Source organism: Streptomyces sp. NPDC044064, from assembly GCF_056434245.1.
This window is the reverse complement of the sequence record NZ_JBWKFN010000003.1, coordinates 83,876-100,940: the sequence shown is the minus strand read 5'-3', so window position 1 is coordinate 100,940 and position 17,065 is coordinate 83,876. Positions and strand designations below refer to the sequence as shown.

Sequence of the window (17,065 nt, the reverse complement as noted above, 5' to 3'; positions counted from 1 at the left end):
GCGGCGGCTCGATCCTCGCACGGTCGGCCCGAGGTAGCGCAACCCCCCTGTTACCGATGGGTAGTCATGTCCCTTTTCCGGTCCGCCGTCACGCGGTGTCCGGTATGGGCAGCGGGCGTTTCTCGATCGCCGCCGCCATCACCTCGGGGAACAGGTCGGGCGTGCAGGCGAAGGCGGGTGCGCCGAGCGCCCCGAGCGCGGCCGCGTGCTCACGGTCGTAGGCGGGCGCCCCCTCGTCCGACAGCGCGAGCAGCGCCACGAACTGCACTCCGGACGCCTTCATCGCCGCGACCCGCTTGAGCATCTCGTTGCGGATGCCGCCCTCGTAGAGGTCGCTGATCAGCACGACCACCGTCTCGGCCGGCCGGTTGATCTGCGACTGGCAGTAGGCGAGCGCCCGGTTGATGTCCGTGCCGCCGCCGAGCTGGGTGCCGAAGAGGACGTCGACCGGGTCGTCCAGCTGGTCGGTGAGGTCCACGACCGCCGTGTCGAACACGACCAGCCGGGTGTTGATCGAGCGCATCGAGGCGAGCACCGCCCCGAACACGGACGCGTAGACCACGGACGCCGCCATCGAGCCCGACTGGTCGATGCAGAGGATGACCTCCTTCTTCACGGACTGGGCGGCCCGCCCGTATCCGATGAGCCGCTCCGGCACGATCGTGCGGTACTCGGGCAGGTAGTGCTTGAGGTTGGCCGCGATGGTGCGGTTCCAGTCGATGTCGTGGTGGCGCGGGCGGCTGATGCGCGCGCTGCGGTCCAGGGCGCCGGTGAGGGTGGCCCGGGTCCGGGTGGCGAGGCGCTTCTCCAGGTCCTCGACCACCTTGCGCACGACCGCCCGTGCCGTCTCCTTCGTCGTCTCCGGCATCGCCTTGTTGAGCGAGAGCAGCGTGCCGACCAGGTGCACGTCGGCCTCCACGGCCTCCAGCATCTCCGGCTCCAGCAGCAGCGCGGCCAGCCCCAGCCGGTCGATGGCGTCGCGCTGCATGACCTGGACGACGGAGGACGGGAAGTACGTGCGGATGTCCCCGAGCCAGCGCGCCACGGACGGCGCCGAGGCCCCGAGCCCCGCCGAACGGTCCCGCCCCGTCTGCGGTCTGTCCCCCTTGCCGTACAGCGCGGTGAGCGTTCCGTCCATCGCCGCGTCCCGGCCGGACAGGGCGCATCCGGTGCCGTCGGCCTGGTCGCCGCCGAGCACCAGCCGCCAGCGCCGCAGCCGCTCGCGCGCGGGGTCGGCGTACTCGGCCGGTGCTCCGGCCGCCAACGGTTCGGTCGTCATGCGCCCACCCCCGCAAGGCTGTTGTCGTGCGTTGCCGTGTGTTCCTGCTCCGCGTCCAGGCCGAGCAGCAGGCGCACCACCGGCAGCACGGCGTCCGCGCGCCCGGTGTCCGGCTCGGCGGCGAAACCGGGCGCTCCGGCGGCCGGGGCCGTCGGGCCGGCGGCCTCTCCGGGCCCGCGCCGCACCAGTTCGCCGAGGGTTCTGCGCACTCCGGGCTCGTACGCCGAGAACGTGCGCCGCAGCAGCGGCAGTACGTCCGTGAAGGCCTGCGCCGGGACCCCGGTCAGCCAGGTGTCGACCAGGCCGAGCAGCCGCTCGTCGTGCACCAGCAGCATGCCGCCCCCGCCGCCGACGAAGCCCTCGATCCAGGCGGCCGCGTCGGCGGGCGGCGTCCCCGGCGAGAGCACCAGGCCCATCAGCCGGGCCGCCTCCTCGGGTCCCAGCTCACCGTCGTCCAGCAGCAGCCGGACGGCCCGCCCCCGTACGACACCGGGCACGGTGTCCCGCAGGGCCAGGGTCCGCAGCACGGACCGCCAGCGGCCGCGCAGGTCCCCCCGGCCGCTGTCCGGGGTGCCGGTCAGGGTCTCGGCCAGGAGTCCCACGGCGCCGTGCACGGCGTCGACATGGCCGCGCATCTCCTCCGCCGCATCCGCGTCCAGGGCGGTGCAGGCCGGCGGGAGGCCGACGAAGACCCGCTCGGCGAGGCCCGCCGCGACACCGGCCAGCGCGCCGGTGTCGGTGCCGCGCACATCGCCGTAGCGCAGCGAGCGGACCAGGGCGGGCAGCGCCTGGGCGAGGTGACCGACGTCGGAGTCGAGGGCCGCCCGGTCGGCGAGCACCCGCATCACCACCGGCAGCGCGTCCGGCAGCCCGGCCAGCAGGCAGTGCTCGGCGAGCGCGGTGACCTCCGCGAGGGCTCCCGCGGTGGTCGCCTCCGCCTCCGCCCTGGCCGTGGCCGCGGCGAGCACGGTCGTCCCCCACACCCCCGCCTCGGCGACCCGCACCGACAGCTCCGGCTCCCAGCGCAGCCGCCAGGTCTCCCGGAAGGTGCCCGTGCTCCCCCGTGACTCGGCCGGCTCGCCCCAGCCGACGCCGAGCAGCCGCAGGCGGTGCAGCAGCCTGCTGCGGCCGGCGTCGGTCTCCTTGCGCAGGTCCAGCTCCAGCTCGCGCTCCAGCGCCTCCGGCTTGAGCCGCAGCCGGCGCTGCTCCCGGGCCAGGTCGCGCTGCAACGGCACCGCGGGCGCCGCTTCCGGCACCTCGCCCAGCACGTCGCCGACCACCAGCCGGTCGTGCACCAGCGCCAGCGGCACGTCCGAGCCGTCGCACATCACCGCGCGCACGGCGTCGGTGGTCTCGCTCAGGCCGGGCAGCGGACGGCCGCGCACGGCCGCGAGCGTCCCGGCGAGCCGCACCGCCTCGATGACGTGCGCGGAGGAGACGATCCGGTCCTCCTCGCGCAGCAGCCCCGCGACCTTGGTCAGCCACCGCTCGACCGGCCGGTCCGGTGCCCGGAACAGATGCCCGTACCAGCCCGGCGAGTCGATCCCGGCGCCGTACCCGCTCGACCGGGCCAGCCTGCGGTGCGTCCACGGTACCCAGGTCAGGTCCACCTTGATCTTGGGCAGCCCCTTCAGCAGCGCCCGGTCCGCGGTGACGGCGGTCCTCTCCCGCAGCGCGGGCACGTGCCACGCCCCGCACACCACGGCCACCGCGTCCCCGAACTCCCGGTGCGCGGCCCGCACCTGGAGTCTCATGTGGGCCTCCCGCACCAGGTCGCGGGGCCGCCCGCCGGCGCCGTAGCGCTCGCGCAGCGCCGTCATGGCCTCCTCCAGCGCGGCGAACGGCGCGAAGGGGTCCGACTGCCCCGGGCCCCGGTGCTCGACGACGTCCTCCCACCAGCGCTCGGGATCGTCGTACCCGGCGGCCTCGGCGAGCACGGCGAGGGGGTCGACGCGCAGGCCCCGCACCGCGCCCAGCTCGCCCTCGGTGTCCTCTTCGCCCTCGTCCTCGTCATCGTCGGTCGGCGTCTTCGGCCCGGTCTCCCATGCCAGCGTGTGTGTGGCGGGCAGGTCGATGAAGCGGGCCGGGACGCCCTGTTCGAGAGCCCAGCGGATCGCCACCCATTCGGGGCTGAACTCGGCCAGCGGCCAGAAGGCCGAGCGTCCGGGCTCGTCCACGGCGTGGCCGAGCAGGGCGACCGGCGGCCGCATGTCCGGGTCGGCGGCGAGCGGGATCAGCGCGTCGGCCTCGGGCGGCCCCTCGATCAGCACGACACCGGGCCGGGCTGCCTCCAGGGCGGCCCGCACCGCGCGCGCGGAGCCGGGCCCGTGGTGCCGTACGCCGAGCAGCAGCGGCCCGGCGGCACGGGCCCTGCCCCACGTGGAGTCGTCGCTCACACGCTCACCTCCCGGCAGGCCCGGTAGAAGTCCTTCCAGCCGTCGCGCTCGCGGACGACCGTCTCCAGGTACTCCTGCCAGACGACGCGGTCGGCCGACGGGTCACGGACGACGGCGCCGAGGATGCCGGCGGCGACATCGCCCGGGCGCAGCACACCGTCACCGAAGTGGGCGGCCAGCGCGAGGCCGTTGGTGACGACGGAGATCGCCTCGGCGGTGGACAGTGTGCCGCTCGGCGACTTCAGCTTCGTCCGGCCGTCGGCGGTCGTCCCGTCGCGCAGCTCGCGGAAGACCGTCACGACCCGGTGGATCTCCTCGATGCCGTCGGGCACGGCCGGCAGGTCGAGGGAGCGGCCGATCTGCTCGACTCGGCGCGTGACGATTTCGACCTCGGCGTCGGCGCTCTCCGGGAGCGGCAGCACCACGGTGTTGAAGCGGCGGCGCAGCGCGCTGGAGAGGTCGTTGACACCGCGGTCGCGGTCGTTGGCGGTGGCGATGAGGTTGAAGCCGCGGACCGCCTGCACCTCCTGGCCCAGCTCCGGGACCGGCAGGGTCTTCTCGGACAGGATCGTGATCAGCGTGTCCTGCACGTCGGCGGGGATGCGGGTCAGCTCCTCCACACGGGCCGTCATGCCCTCGGACATGGCCCGCATGACGGGGCTGGGCACCAGGGCGTCGCGGCTGGGTCCGTGCGCGAGCAGCTGCGCGTAGTTCCAGCCGTAGCGGATCGCCTCCTCCGGCGTGCCCGCCGTGCCCTGCACCAGCAGGGTCGAGTCGCCGCTGACGGCGGCCGCCAGGTGTTCCGACACCCAGGTCTTGGCCGTGCCGGGCACGCCGAGCAGCAGCAGTGCGCGGTCGGTGGCGAGAGTGGTGACGGCGACCTCGACAAGGCGGCGCGGGCCCACGTACTTCGGTGTGATCACCGTGCCGTCCGGCAGGGTGCCGCCGAGCAGATAGGTCGCCACCGCCCACGGCGACAGTTTCCAGCGCTCCGGGCGCGGGCGGTCGTCCTGGGCTGCCAGCGCGCCGAGTTCGGCTGCGAAGGCGTGCTCGGCGTGCGGTCGCAACGCCTGCGGACCCTTGCTCCCGCTCGCTTCGACGGACGTCGGTTCCACGGACACAGTCATGGCTGAGGCCCCCTCCAGCTCGGCCGGTTCGGATCTGGCATCCACCGTGCACCACGCCACTGACAATCGCCCCGACCTGCGCAAACGCTCTCGCAGGGCCGATTGTCAGTGGCGGGATCTACCGTCGGTGGCATGACTGAGCAGGGGGTGCGCTGGACCGCGGAGCAGGTGCTGGCACTGGCGCCTGACGCCGCGTCACGCAAGGCGGGAAGCAAGCTGGGCACGGCCGGACCGTGGTCCGGGTCGGGCAGCGGAGAGGGGACGGTGTGGGGGCTGTGCAAGGGGAGCGGCAGCAGGCCGTACCAGACGGTGGTGGACTTCGCGGGCGCCACCGGGCCCGCGTACAAGTGCAGTTGCCCGAGCCGGAAGTTCCCGTGCAAGCACGCGCTCGGGCTGCTTCTGCTGTGGGCGGAGGGGGACGGCGCGGTGCCGGCGGCGGCCGAGCCGCCGGAGTGGGCCGAGCAGTGGCTCTCGGACAGACGCAGGCGCGCGGAGAGCAAACGGACGGAGGGCGACGGGAGTTCCGCGTCCGGGTCCGCTGACCCGGACGCGGCGCGGCGCCGGGCGGAGCGCCGGGCCGAGCGGGTCACGGCGGGCGCGACGGAGCTGGAGCAGCGCCTCGCGGACCTGCTGCGCGGCGGCCTGGCCTCGGCCGAACAGGCGGGATACGGGATGTGGGACGAGACGGCGGCCCGCATGGTCGACGCACAGGCCCCCGGACTCGCTTCTCGTGCAAGAGAGTTGGGAGCGGTGCCCGCCTCCGGTCCGGGCTGGCCCGCGCGCCTGCTGGAGGAGTGCGCTCTGCTGCATCTCCTCGACCAGGGCTGGCTGCGCCGCGACCGGCTGCCGGACTCCCTCGCGGCGACGGTCCACTCCCGGCTCGGCCTGCCCGCCTCGGCGGACGGCCCACCGGTGCGCGACCGCTGGCTGGTCCTCGCCCAGTACGACACGGTCGACCCGAAGCTGACGACGCGCCGGATCTGGCTCCACGGCGCCGAGTCGGGCCGCACCCGGCTGCTCCTCTCCTACGGCGCGGCCGGGAGGGCACCGGAACTGTCCCTGCCCGTCGGTCTGGCAGTGGAGGCCGAGCTGTCCGTGTTCCCCGGCGCCGGACAGCTGCGGGCGGCCCTGGGCGAGCAGCACGCCCCGCCCGCGCCCGTCGCACTGCGCCCGCCGGGCGTGAGCACGGCCGAGGCGGCGGCCCGCTACGGCGACGCCCTGCGCGAGGACCCGTGGCTGGAGTCGGTCCCGGTCACGCTGGACCGCGTCATTCCGACGCCGGACACCGAAGCGGGCTCCTGGCAACTGGCCGACGCCGAAGGGGACTCGGCGCTCCCGCTCACCCCGTCCGCCGGCTCCCGCCCCGGCCTGTGGCGCCTGGCCGCCCTCTCCGGCGGCGCCCCCGTCAAGGTCTTCGGCGAGTGCGGCCATCGCGGCTTCACCCCGCTGACGGCCTGGCCCGAGGGCCCGGGCGCCCCCGTGACGCTGTGCTGACCTGCCCGGCCACCCAGGGACACGAAGAGAAGGGAACGTGATGCACTCAACCTCGACCGCGACGGCCGGTCAGGCGCTGCCCCCAGCCTCCTGGGAGGACCTCGTCACCACCGCCCTCCTCGGCACCGACCGGCGCCCTCCGGCGCAGGCCGTGCCCGGGCGGGAGGCACCCGTGGCCCTGCTGGACGCCGCCGCGCTGGCCACCCTGCGGCGGCGGGCGGGGCTGCGGCCCGGGCCGGCCGCGCCGCGGCCGGAGCCCGCTGCCGAGGACCGGCGTCCGCCGCTGCCCGCCGCTGCCGCGCGCAGGCTCGCGATGCTGCTGGCCGACCGTTCCGGGGGCGGTGGCAGGCGGGGCAGCGCACCGGACCTCATGGAGTTGCTTCCGCAGTGGCTCGCGGCTGCCAACGCCCACGGGTACGCGGCACCCCCGCAGGCGCTGCCCGCGCTGCTGGACGCCGCCCGGGGCCGTACGGACCTGCGGCCGGCGGCGCTGGCGTTCGCCGGGCCGCGGGCCCTGTGGCTGGCCCGGCTGAACCCGGACTGGCGGTTCGCCCTGCGCTCGGCACCGGGCGGCGGAGCGACGCTGCCCGGCCCCGAGGACGCCGAGGCGGTGCAACGGCTGTGGCAGGAGGGCCTGTTCGCCGAGCGGGTCGCCCTGCTGTCAGCCCTGCGCGCCCGCACGCCAGGACCCGCCCGGGAGCTGCTGAGCGCGACCTGGGCGACGGAGCGGGCCGAGGACCGGCTGATGTTCCTCGACGCGCTGCGCACGGGCCTGTCCGCCGAGGACGAGCCGTTCCTCGAGCAGGCCCTGGGGGATCGCAGCCGCAACGTCCGGGCGACGGCGGCGGAGCTGCTGTCCGCGCTGCCGGGCTCGGCGCTCGCCGGGCGGATGGCGGTGCGGGCCACCGCCTGCGTGGCCGTCGACCACACGGGGAACAGGCCCACGATCGTCGTGGAGGCGCCCCCCGAGTGCGACCCTGGCATGGAGCGGGACGGTGTGACGGCCAAGCCCCCCACGGGCCGAGGCGAACGGTCCTGGTGGCTGGGCCAGTTGGTGGAGGCGGCACCGCTCGGCACCTGGCCGGGCCGGCTGGGCGGACGTACCCCGGAGCAGATCGTGGCGCTGCCGGTGGCCGACGGCTGGCAGGGCGAACTGCACGCGGCCTGGTGCCGGGCGGCGGTGCGGCAGCGGGATGCCGCGTGGTCGAGGGCGCTGCTCGGGGTGCCGTCGGCGCCGGAGGCCGGCGGGCCCGGGGCGGTGTCCCTGGGGGAGCGCGCGAAGCTGCTGGCCACGCTGGAGGACGGGGAGCGGGCCGAGTGGGTGGCGGGATTCATCGCGACCCACGGCCTGTCCGAGGCGTTCCAGCTGCTCGGGGTGTGCGACGTCCCCTGGGGCGCCCCGCTCGGCCGGGCCGTGGTGGACGCCCTCGACATCGCCCGGGACGCGGGCAGTTACCCCTGGAGCTTCAGCGGGGTGATGGGGCTGGCCGAGCGCTGCCTGGACCCGGCCGAGGCCGCCCGTCTGGACGGCCTGCTGGCGGTACCCGACGAGCGCGAGGACGCCTCGCCCGGCGCCGGGGGCTACTGGGCGGAGGCGTTCCAGCGGCTGGCGAGCACGCTGCGGTTGCGGGCGGCGATGGCCGCGGAGTTGAGCGGAGGCGGCCTGTCCGGCGTCGGGGCTCAGCCCCCGGACGCGGCCGGCTGACGCACGTTCTCCCGGACCCACTCCACGATCGTCGTGGTGGTCGCGCCGGGCGTGAAGATCGCCGCGACCCCCTTCTCCTTCAGCGGCGGGATGTCCTCCTCCGGGATGATGCCGCCGCCGAAGACGAGGATGTCCGCGGCGTCGCGCTCCTTGAGGAGGTCGATGACGGCGGCGAAGAGGGTGTTGTGGGCGCCCGAGAGGATGGACAGACCGATCGCGTCGGCGTCCTCCTGGATGGCGGTGTCGACGATCTGTTCCGGCGTCTGGTGAAGCCCGGTGTAGATGACCTCCATACCGGCGTCGCGCAGCGCCCGCGCGATGACCTTGGCCCCACGGTCGTGGCCGTCGAGCCCCGGCTTGGCGACCACCACGCGGATCGGACCGGCTGCCACACCCATCACTGCCTCCATCAAGCGACCACGGAAGCGGCCGCTTCCGTCCGTACCGACAAGTACCGCATATCTGGCACGTTCCGCCACCCGTCGGGAAGTGAACGAACGTTATCTCCAGCATCCCGCAACCGGCGGTTTTACGGTGCGCAGCGAGGGGGAAATCACACGGTGGGACATGAGGGCGCACGGGGGATCGAGTCGTCTCTCCGTGCGCCGACAGGAGGTCGGCCCATGAAGGTCACCGGGGTACTGCCACTCTTCCTCCCGCTCTACCGGCGCCTGTGGCCCGGCAGACTGGTCGAGCTGTCCATGACCCTCCTCAAGGCGACCGCACTCGAGGCCGCGATCCTGGCCGGCCACCTGCTGCTGTATCCGACCGGCCTCACCCAGGAGCGCCGCTCCCCCGCGCTCCCCTGCGGGGACGGCGCCACACGGCTTCCCGACCGGCCCGGACCGCCGGTCGTCCTGCTGCACGGCTTCATCGACAACCGCTCGGTCTTCGTCCTGCTGCGCCGCAACCTCGTCCGCAACGGCAGGCAGCGCGTCGAATCGCTCAACTACTCCCCGCTGACCTGCGACATTCGCACCGCCGCCGAGCTGCTGGGACGGCACGTCGAGGAGATCTGCGAGCGCACCGGAAACGGCCAGGTCGACATCGTGGGCCACAGCCTCGGCGGGCTGATCGCCCGCTACTACGTGCAGTGCCTCGGCGGTGACCTGCGGGTACGCACCCTGGTCACGCTGGGTACCCCGCACTCCGGCACCCGGGCCGTACCGCTGGCCAGCGCCCATCCGATCGTGCGGCAGATGCGGCCCGGCTCGGAGGTGATCGAGGAGCTGACCCGGCCCGCACCCGGCTGCCGGACGCGGTTCGTCAGCTTCTGGAGCGACCTCGACTCGGTGATGGACCCGCTGGAGACGGCCTGCATCGAGCACCCCGACCTGGACGCCCTGAACGTCCGGGTGACCGGGATCGGGCATCTCGCACTGCCGGTGCACCCCGCGGTGGCGGCCGGGATACGCGACGCGCTCGACGACACCCTCCCCGAGGAACCGGTCAGCGACGGCCTGACGGTGGCCTGAGCGCGGCGGCGGGACAGACGGCCGGACAGTCGGCCAGGGCGACGGCATGGGCGCGACACAGCCGGTGCACAGATGACGCACGGTCACCCGACATCGAACACTCTTCGAACACAAGGCCAAACTCGTGCCCGCCGTCCGCCAAAACACGGCTGATTGCCCGTTTCCGGCCAACGCGAAACCGGCCGAAGATTGTCGCGCCCGCGTACCGCCGGGTACAGTCGCCGCACTGCTCTGGCAGCCCCTGTTGTCGAGGCGAAAGAGAAGTTGGTGAACGACCGTCACCCGTCGGGGAGCATGACCACCCCGGCCCCGGCCTCCGACGCCTCCGCCGCGCATTACGCGCAGTACGGGGCACAGGAAGCCCAGTACGACGACCTCACCACGTACGGCGGCTACGACGCCACAGGTTTCACGGGCGGCACCACCGGTACCGGATCCTTCGCCGTCGACCCGCTCTTCGGCGGCCTCCCGGGCAACGAGCAGCACACCGGCGCGTACGACACCACGCAGTGGCAGACCGGCACCGGCCAGTTCCTGAACTACGACCCGTACGCGGCCCAGCACCACGCGGCCTACGACTCGGGCGTGTACGACAACAGCGCCTGGTCGGTCCCGGCGCAGGCCACCGGGAACGACATCAGCGGCCAGTGGGACGCGACCGCCTGGCTCCAGCCCGGCCAGCCCGCCGCCGACCCCACCCAGCAGTGGGAGTGGGGCACCCAGTCGTTCGAGACGGGCGCGTACGACGCGACGCAGTGGAACTCCGACGGCGCGGCCGCGCCGCACGAGCAGCTTGCCGAACCGTTCGACCACCAGGCCACGGCCACCTTCGAGCACGTCGGCGAACCGTTCGACCAGCAGGCCACGGCCACCTTCGAGCACGTCGGCGAGTTCACCGAACTGCCTTCCGAGGACGGCGGGTCGGGCGACACGGGCGAGCTGCCCGCCGTACCGTCCCTGCTCGACGACCAGGAAGAGAGCACCCCGGCCCCGGCGACCCGCGCGGGCTCCCGCAGCGCAGCGCGTTCCCGGCGCCGTACGCCCCCCAAGCGCTCCGCGCTGCTGACCGTCGCCGTGCCCTCGGTCTGTGTGATGGGGGTCGCCGGGATCGCCGCCGCCTCCGTCGGCGGCCTGACCGACGACAACAAGGACACCACCGCCACCGCCTCGGACGCGCACGCGGTGCAGCCGTCCGTCGCCAACAGCAAGCTGGACTCCCAGCTGCGCACCCTCTCCGCCGGCGCCGACGACTTCGCCGACCGGGCCAGCCGGACGCAGGAGCGCATCGACCTCAAGGCGCAGCAGGAACTGCAGCAGAAGAAGGCGGCCGCGGAGGCCGCGCTCAAGGAGCGGCTGCGTCCCAAGTTCGCCCTGCCGGTCACCCAGCACGGGCTCAGCGCCTACTTCGGCCAGGCCGGCGTGAACTGGATGTCCGTGCACACGGGCATCGACTTCCCGGTCTCGTACGGCACCACGGTCATGTCCGCCACCGACGGCGTCGTCTCCACGAAGTGGAACAGCGCCTACGGCAACATGCTGATCGTGACGGCGAAGGACGGCACGGAGACCTGGTACTGCCACCTCTCCAGCTACCGCGTCGCCTCCGGCACGACCGTCAAGGCCGGCGAACCGGTCGCCTACTCCGGCAACTCGGGCAACTCCACCGGACCGCACCTGCACTTCGAGGTACGCCCGGCGGGCGGGGCGGCCATAGACCCCCTGCCGTGGCTGCGCAGCCACGGTCTGGACCCGACCTGAGCCCGATACGAACCGAGCCCCGCCGATCCGGCGGGGCTCACTCGTCTCCCTAGAGCTTCTCCACCGGCGCGTACCGCAGCAGCAGCCGCTTCGGCTTCCCGTCCCCGAAGTCGATCGTCGCCTGGGCCTTGTCCTCCACGCCCGACACCGCGACGACCGTGCCGAGCCCGAACTGGTCGTGGGTGACCCGGTCGCCGACGGCCAGGGACACCGCCGGCCTGTCGGAGGCCCGCCGGGTGGCGAACCCGGACGCGCCCGCCGCCGACGAGCGGGAGCGGGACGAGGACAGCGAGGCCGCGATCCCGGAGGCGGGACCGGAGGACACCGGGGCGACGGCTCCCGTCCGCTTCCACTCCACATGGGCGGACGGGATCTCCTCCAGGAAGCGGGAGGGCGGGTTGTACGACGGCTGGCCCCAGGCGCTGCGCAGCGTGGACCGGGTGAGGTAGAGCCGCTCTCGCGCGCGTGTGATGCCCACGTACGCCAGCCGCCGCTCCTCCTCCAGCTCCTTGGTCTGGCCGAGGGCGCGCATGTGCGGGAAGACGCCGTCCTCCATGCCGGTCAGGAAGACGACCGGGAACTCCAGGCCCTTGGCGGTGTGCAGGGTCATCAGGGTGATGACGCCGGAGCCTTCCTCGTCCTCGTCGGGGATCTGGTCGGAGTCGGCGACCAGCGCGACCTGCTCCAGGAAGTCGGACAGCGCCACCGACTCGCCCTCGCCGCGGTCCTGCTCGAACTCCAGGGCCACGGCCGCGAGTTCCTGGAGGTTCTCGATGCGGGTCTCGTCCTGCGGGTCGGTCGAGGCCTGCAACTCGGCCAGGTAGCCGGTGCGTTCGAGCACCGCCTCCAGGACGGTCGCCGGTCCGGCACCGGACTCCACGATCGTGCGCAGGTCCTCCATCAGCGTGTTGAACCGCTTGACCGCGTTGGTGGACCGCGCGGCCATGCCGTACGCCTCGTCCACGCGCTTCAGGGCCTGCGGGAAGCTGATCTTCTCGCGCTGGGAGAGGGCGTCGATCATCGCCTCGGCGCGCTCGCCGATGCCCCGCTTGGGGACGTTGAGGATGCGGCGCAGCGGCACCGAGTCCTCGGGGTTGGCGAGAACGCGCAGGTAGGCCAGGACGTCCCGGACCTCCTTGCGCTCGTAGAAGCGGACGCCGCCGACGACCTTGTAGGGCAGGCCGACGCGGATGAAGACCTCTTCGAAGACACGGGACTGGGCGTTGGTGCGGTAGAAGACGGCGACGTCACCGGACTTCGCCTGGCCCGCGTCCGTGAGGCGGTCTATCTCGTCGGCGACGAACTGGGCCTCGTCGTGCTCGGTGTCGGCGACGTAGCCGGTGATCCGGGCACCCTGGCCGGCGTTGGTCCACAGGTTCTTCGGGCGGCGGGACTCGTTGCGCTCGATGACCGCGTTGGCGGCGGACAGGATGGTCTGCGTGGAGCGGTAGTTCTGCTCCAGCAGGATCGTCGTCGCGTTCGGGTAGTCCTCCTCGAACTGGAGGATGTTGCGGATGGTCGCGCCCCGGAAGGCGTAGATCGACTGGTCCGCGTCACCCACCACGCACAGTTCGGCGGGCGGGAGGTCGTACTCGTTCGGCGGGGTGTCGACGCCGTCGGGGGCGTGCTCGCCCGTCCCGACCAGCTCGCGCACCAGCGCGTACTGGGCGTGGTTGGTGTCCTGGTACTCGTCGACCAGAACGTGCCGGAAGCGGCGGCGGTAGTGCTCGGCGACGTCCGGGAAGGCGCGCAGCAGGTTGACCGTCGTCATGATCAGGTCGTCGAAGTCGAGCGCGTTGGCCTCGCGCAGCCGCGACTGGTAGAGCGCGTAGGCCTGGGCGAGGGTCTTCTCGAAGCCGTCGGCGGCCTGGGCGGCGAAGTCCTCCTCGTCGATCAGCTCGTTCTTGAGGTTGCTGATCTTGGCGCTGAAGGACTTGGGCGGGAAGCGCTTGGGGTCGAGGTCCAGGTCGCGGCAGACCAGGGCCATCAGGCGCTTGCTGTCGGCGGCGTCGTAGATGGAGAAGCTCGACGTGAAGCCGAGCTTCTTCGACTCGCGCCGCAGGATGCGTACGCACGCGCTGTGGAAGGTCATGACCCACATCGCGTTCGCGCGCGGGCCGACGAGCTGCTCGACGCGCTCCTTCATCTCGCCCGCGGCCTTGTTGGTGAAGGTGATCGCGAGGATCTGGCCCGGGTGCACGTTCCGCTCGGCGAGCAGGTGGGCGATGCGGTGGGTGAGCACACGGGTCTTGCCGGAACCAGCGCCGGCGACGATGAGCAGCGGGGAGCCGGCGTGCACGACAGCGGCGCGCTGGTTCTCGTTCAGCCCTTCCAGCAGCGCGGCCGCGTCGAGCGCGGGGCGGGGGGCGCCGTCGCGGTAGTGCACGTCCCGGTCCGGCGGCACATCGAACTTCCCGCCGAACAGATCGTCCGGAAGCGGCTCCGGAGCGTGATCGTCCTCGGGCGGCGGCGGGGGCTCCTCCGCATGCCCGCGAGGGGCCTGGAGGTCCGCCAGGAAGCTGTCGTCAAAGAGGCTGCTCATCGCTCTCCGAGTCTAGGGCGCCGCACCGACAACCTGCCGCCGTCCCGGGAACATGGCCGGTTCGAAAGGACCCGGTCCTTCACTCCCGGAACGGCCGAACAAGCCCTCACGCAGCGGAATCACCCTGTGACACGGGAGCGATTCCACACTCAGGTCACGAAAATGTATCGGACATATCGTGCACCAACCTTCACACGAGACACACCAGTTGGCTAGGTTGCGGGGCGGGCCGCACGCCCCCTTCCGGCGAACGTCGCCGATCCGCGCGGCCCCCGTCGAGTCCGGCGCACCCCCCGTACGGTGCCCGGAGCCGGGGACCCACCCGACCTTGGGGTGAATCGGCACACGTCCCGTCCCGGGACAGGAGCCGTAGGGCAAACCTTCCGAGCACGCGCCCGAACCCGACAGCTAACCCGGTAGGCGGCACATGGAAGGAGTCGCCTCCCTTGGCGTCGCACCGCAAGTCGCGCCCCGCGGGCTCACTCGGAGCAGGTTTCCGCACCCCAGTCCTCGCCACCGCCGCCCTCACCTCCGTGGCCGTGCTGTCCCAGACGGCCGACGCCGCTCCCCCGGCCGACGGGAAGCCGAGCCTGGAGGAGGTCGAGAAGAAGGTCGACGACCTCTACCGCCAGGCGGAGTCGGCGACCGAGAAGTACGACGCCGCCAAGGAGCAGACCACCAAGCAGCGCACCCACATCGACAGTCTGCGCGAGGAGGTCGCCCGGCGGACCGCCCGGATGAACAAGGCCCGTGAGGAACTGGGCACGTTCGCCGCCGCCCAGTACCGGACCGGGGCGACCACGCCCGACACGGCCACCTTCCTGCTCGCGGACAGTCCCCAGGACTACTTCGACCAGAGCCAGCTGATGAACCGGCTGACCACGCGGCAGAAGAGCGCCGTCGACGACTACGTCACCCAGCAGGCCGCGACCATGAAGAAGCGGCAGGAGGCTGCCAGGAGCCTCCAGACGCTGTCCGAGTCGCAGAACGAACTGCAGACGGCCAAGGCCACCGTCCAGAAGAAGCTCGCCTCCGCGCGCAGGCTGCTGTCCCAGCTGACGGCCGAGGAGAAGGCCCGGCTGGCGGCGATCGAGCGGCAGAAGCAGGAGGAGGCCGCGCGCAAGGCCGCGGAGCTGGCCAAGCAGCAGGCGGCAGCGGCCAAGGCCAAGGAGCAGGCGCAGCAGGCGAGCGGCTCGTCCACCTCCGGCGGCTCCTCCACGTCCGGCGGCTCGTCCGGCTCCGGAGGCTCTTCGACGCCTTCCGGGACGTACACCACCAAGGCCGAGAAGGCGATCGCCTTCGCCCGCGCCCAGATCGGGAAGCCCTACGTGTGGGGCGCCACCGGACCCGGCTCGTACGACTGCTCCGGCCTCACCCAGGCCGCATGGAAGGCCGCCGGCGTCTCGCTCCCGCGCACCACCTACGCGCAGGTCGACGTCGGCACCACGGTCTCCCTCGCGGACGCGAAGCCCGGCGACCTGATCTTCTTCTACGACGACATCAGCCACGTCGGCATCTACATAGGCAACGGCATGATGATCCACGCCCCCAAGCCGGGCGCGTACGTCCGCGAGGAGTCGATCTACTACGGCGGCGAGTCGATCATCCACAGCGTGGTGCGCCCCGCCTGACCCCCTTCCTCCGACCGGCCCCGCCGTCCCCTTTTCGAGGTTTCGAGCGCCACGCGCGCGCGTGGCCTCCGTGCCCCGCCCGCGCGGCTGCCTAGCATCGGCCCATGCCCGGCATCTCAGCTCTGCGTACGTGGTGGGCGGGGCGTCCGCCGGCGGCGGGTGCCGCCGTCATGGCGACCGGCATCGTCTCGGTGGGCCTGCATCTGACGGGCGCCGAGACGGTGTCCCGGGTCTTCCTGTGGCTGGCCTGCCTGGCCTGGGTGGCGCTGGCCGCCGACTTCCTCGTACGGCTGGTGGCGCAGCCGGAGCGCTGGGTGGCCGAGGCGCACAGCCCGGGCTCGCTCACCGCCGTCGCCGCCACGGCCGTGCTCGGCACCCGGTTCTCGGCGCTCGGCCGGCAGACCCTGGCCGAGGCGGCGCTGGCGCTGGCCGTGGTGCTCTGGCCGGTGCTGCTGTACCTGGTCGTGCAGCACTGGGAGCGGCGCATGCCGGGAGCGGTGTTCCTGTCCTGCGTGGCCACACAGGGGCTTGCGGTACTGGCGGCCACGCTGGCCGCGGCGGAGACGACGGCCTGGCTCGCGCACGCCGCGCTGGTGCTGTTCTGGCTGGGCCTGGTGTTCTACGGCCTCGCCCTGCTGCGCTTCGATCCGCGACAGGTCCTCGAGGGGGCCGGGGACCACTGGATCGCGGGCGGGGCGCTCGCCATCTCGGCGCTGGCCGGGGCGAAGCTGCTCTCCGCCGACAGCGCGCGGCTGTACCTGTGGAACGACGACGACCGCGGCGTGCTGCGGAACGTGACGGTGGCGCTGCTCTTCCTGGACCTGGCCTGGTACGTGGTCCTGCTCGCCGCCGAGGCGGCCCGGCCGCGGCTGCACTACGACATGCGGCGCTGGGCGACGGTGTTCCCCCTGGGGATGACCGGGGCGGCCACGCTGTCGGTGGCGGCCGCCCTGGGCATCGGCCGGCTGACGGGGCCGGGGCGGGTGCTGATGTGGGTGGCGGTGGCGGCGTGGCTCGCGGTCGCGGCCGGCGCGGCTCTCACGGCGGCTCGCGCCGGGATCGGCGGACGGCGCTGAGCGTCACGTCCACAGCACGGCGATGAAGATGTTCGCCGTGGTCAGCAGGCCGACCAGCCCGAAGAGGCTCTTGTCCACCTGCTCCTCGTCGCGCTTCACGTACACCAGCCCGAGGATCACGATCAGCAGGGCGAGCTTCACGCCGATCTTGACGGTGTTGACGTGGTGGCCGTCGGCCTGGTTGAGGCCGACCAGGGCCACACCGGTGACCAGCATGGTGAACGCGCCGTGCAGCATCCCGGGGACGAAGCGGGCCGTGCCCCGGCCCATCGCCTTCATCTGGGTGAGGAAACCGCCGAGCAGCGCGGCGATGCCGATGATGTGCAGGCCGACGAAGAGATGGATGAGTACGTCCATGGGCCCGGAGCCTAATCAGGGCCCCGACAGCGCTCTGTCACCGGGCCCGCCGGGAGCATCCGTGGATCGTGCATATATGCGTCCATAGCAGCAGACGGCTACCCCGCGTCCCACATTCCGCGCATCGGTCACCACGCTACGTGAACACGACGAGTACAGACCGGCAATCCGGTCACATGCGGTCACGCATCGATCGCTCGAAGCCAGTTCCGCACTCCGCGTTAC

At 72.9% G+C, this 17,065-nt stretch carries 12 protein-coding genes and 1 riboswitch; of the genes, 6 read left to right on the top strand and 6 right to left on the bottom strand.

Going from position 1 to position 17,065, the window contains the following annotated elements; translation table 11 throughout:
* Positions 1-88 precede the first annotated feature (88 nt).
* From AC07DS_RS05920 to AC07DS_RS05910, 3 genes are read right to left on the bottom strand one after another with little or no spacing between them, the layout of a single operon-like run.
* Positions 89-1,279 (bottom strand): VWA domain-containing protein, encoded by a 1,191-nt coding sequence (locus AC07DS_RS05920; RefSeq protein WP_479143042.1) that lies wholly within the window; start codon positions 1,277-1,279, stop codon positions 89-91.
* On the bottom strand, positions 1,276-3,675 hold the full coding sequence (locus AC07DS_RS05915; RefSeq protein WP_479143040.1) for a DUF5682 family protein: 2,400 nt from the start codon (positions 3,673-3,675) through the stop codon (positions 1,276-1,278). The genes AC07DS_RS05920 and AC07DS_RS05915 overlap by 4 nt, the downstream gene beginning before the upstream one ends.
* A complete protein-coding gene (locus AC07DS_RS05910) occupies positions 3,672-4,802 on the bottom strand; it encodes an ATP-binding protein (RefSeq protein WP_479143038.1) in 1,131 nt (376 codons plus the stop codon). The genes AC07DS_RS05915 and AC07DS_RS05910 overlap by 4 nt, the downstream gene beginning before the upstream one ends.
* Positions 4,803-4,934: 132 nt before the next feature.
* Between AC07DS_RS05910 and AC07DS_RS05905 the strand changes: the two genes are divergently transcribed.
* Positions 4,935-6,296, top strand: a complete 1,362-nt coding sequence (locus AC07DS_RS05905) for an SWIM zinc finger family protein (protein WP_479143037.1) — start codon at positions 4,935-4,937, stop codon at positions 6,294-6,296.
* A 40-nt stretch (positions 6,297-6,336) separates the two neighbouring features.
* On the top strand, positions 6,337-8,001 hold the full coding sequence (locus tag AC07DS_RS05900) for a DUF5691 domain-containing protein (protein WP_479143035.1): 1,665 nt from the start codon (positions 6,337-6,339) through the stop codon (positions 7,999-8,001).
* Here AC07DS_RS05900 and AC07DS_RS05895 read toward each other — a convergent pair.
* A complete protein-coding gene (locus AC07DS_RS05895; RefSeq protein ID WP_145879621.1) occupies positions 7,977-8,399 on the bottom strand; it encodes a coenzyme B12-dependent isobutyryl CoA mutase small subunit in 423 nt (140 codons plus the stop codon). The genes AC07DS_RS05900 and AC07DS_RS05895 overlap by 25 nt on opposite strands.
* Before the next feature lie 225 nt (positions 8,400-8,624).
* Between AC07DS_RS05895 and AC07DS_RS05890 the strand changes: the two genes are divergently transcribed.
* Together AC07DS_RS05890 and AC07DS_RS05885 are read left to right on the top strand one after the other, a co-directional pair.
* Positions 8,625-9,476: an esterase/lipase family protein gene (locus tag AC07DS_RS05890; RefSeq protein WP_479143034.1), complete on the top strand. Its 852-nt coding sequence runs from the start codon at positions 8,625-8,627 to the stop codon at positions 9,474-9,476.
* 267 nt (positions 9,477-9,743) lie between these two features.
* Positions 9,744-11,234 (top strand): M23 family metallopeptidase, encoded by a 1,491-nt coding sequence (locus tag AC07DS_RS05885; protein WP_479143032.1) that lies wholly within the window; start codon positions 9,744-9,746, stop codon positions 11,232-11,234.
* Between the two features lie 49 nt (positions 11,235-11,283).
* Here the strand turns inward: AC07DS_RS05885 and pcrA are convergent, their stop codons facing one another.
* On the bottom strand, positions 11,284-13,776 hold the full coding sequence (gene pcrA / locus AC07DS_RS05880) for a DNA helicase PcrA (protein WP_479143031.1): 2,493 nt from the start codon (positions 13,774-13,776) through the stop codon (positions 11,284-11,286).
* A gap of 291 nt (positions 13,777-14,067) precedes the next feature.
* Positions 14,068-14,214, top strand: a riboswitch (cyclic di-AMP (ydaO/yuaA leader).
* An 8-nt stretch (positions 14,215-14,222) separates the two neighbouring features.
* Here pcrA and AC07DS_RS05875 point away from each other — a divergent pair.
* Together AC07DS_RS05875 and AC07DS_RS05870 are read left to right on the top strand one after the other, a co-directional pair.
* Positions 14,223-15,407, top strand: coding sequence for a C40 family peptidase (locus AC07DS_RS05875; RefSeq protein ID WP_479143029.1), 1,185 nt, complete (start codon positions 14,223-14,225; stop codon positions 15,405-15,407).
* Positions 15,408-15,511: 104 nt separating this feature from the next.
* Positions 15,512-16,483 carry a tellurite resistance/C4-dicarboxylate transporter family protein gene (locus AC07DS_RS05870; RefSeq protein ID WP_479143027.1) on the top strand — a complete coding sequence of 324 codons (972 nt, stop codon included), beginning with the start codon at positions 15,512-15,514 and terminating at the stop codon, positions 16,481-16,483.
* 3 nt (positions 16,484-16,486) lie between these two features.
* On the opposite strand, the gene AC07DS_RS05865 is transcribed toward AC07DS_RS05870, so the two are convergent.
* Entirely contained in the window at positions 16,487-16,840 is a 354-nt protein-coding gene (locus AC07DS_RS05865) for a hypothetical protein (protein ID WP_479143026.1), read from the bottom strand.
* Between the last annotated feature and the right edge of the window lie 225 nt (positions 16,841-17,065).

Excerpts from the sequence above, each read along its gene's own strand:
- AC07DS_RS05920 (WP_479143042.1), bottom strand. The coding sequence starts at position 1,279 with ATGACGACCGAACCGTTGGCGGCCGGAGCACCGGCCGAGTACGCCGAC.
- AC07DS_RS05910 (WP_479143038.1), bottom strand. The coding sequence starts at position 4,802 with ATGACTGTGTCCGTGGAACCGACGTCCGTCGAAGCGAGCGGGAGCAAG.
- AC07DS_RS05905 (WP_479143037.1), top strand. The coding sequence starts at position 4,935 with ATGACTGAGCAGGGGGTGCGCTGGACCGCGGAGCAGGTGCTGGCACTG.
- AC07DS_RS05900 (WP_479143035.1), top strand. The coding sequence starts at position 6,337 with ATGCACTCAACCTCGACCGCGACGGCCGGTCAGGCGCTGCCCCCAGCC.
- AC07DS_RS05895 (WP_145879621.1), bottom strand. The coding sequence starts at position 8,399 with ATGGGTGTGGCAGCCGGTCCGATCCGCGTGGTGGTCGCCAAGCCGGGG.
- AC07DS_RS05890 (WP_479143034.1), top strand. The coding sequence starts at position 8,625 with ATGAAGGTCACCGGGGTACTGCCACTCTTCCTCCCGCTCTACCGGCGC.
- pcrA (WP_479143031.1), bottom strand. The coding sequence starts at position 13,776 with ATGAGCAGCCTCTTTGACGACAGCTTCCTGGCGGACCTCCAGGCCCCT.
- AC07DS_RS05870 (WP_479143027.1), top strand. The coding sequence starts at position 15,512 with ATGCCCGGCATCTCAGCTCTGCGTACGTGGTGGGCGGGGCGTCCGCCG.
- AC07DS_RS05865 (WP_479143026.1), bottom strand. The coding sequence starts at position 16,840 with ATGGACGTACTCATCCATCTCTTCGTCGGCCTGCACATCATCGGCATC.